This window comes from Cupriavidus sp. 05N39 (assembly GCF_056397325.1).
Map to the genome: position 1 here is coordinate 1 of NZ_JBFTNE010000367.1, position 390 is coordinate 390.

General features: G+C 66.4%; 1 protein-coding gene. It reads right to left on the bottom strand.

All coding sequences use genetic code 11. The annotated features are described in order from the left end of the window. Positions 1-227 (bottom strand): substrate-binding domain-containing protein (locus AC1DN0_RS41740; protein WP_477146704.1); only part of this gene is annotated, 227 nt, incomplete at its 3' end. Positions 228-390 lie beyond the last annotated feature (163 nt).

Consider the following 390-nt stretch of genomic DNA (forward strand, 5'->3'; position numbering starts at 1 on the left):
GAGCCGAAATCAACGGTCGCCGCCTTGATCTGGGCGATGCCGCCGCCGGAACCGATCGACTGGTAGTTGACCTTCTTGCCGGTCGCGGTGCTGTAGTCGGCCGACCACTTGGACATGACCGGGTAGATGAACGAGGCGCCCGCGCCGGTCACATCGGCGGCGTTGGCGGCGAACACGGACGACGCGGCGAGGACGGCAACGGCGGCGCGCGACTTGAAGGCGTGGATCACGGGGTGGCTCCTGGGATGGATGACGGTGCGGGGTGTCCCGCCCGGCGCTCATTCCATAACCATTCGATGACAGTGCAGCGACTGTCATATGACGGCCTGGTTACATGCATCCCGGGGTGCCGGTCACAGCGGCTGCAGGGCCGCCGGAACCGTGTACTGG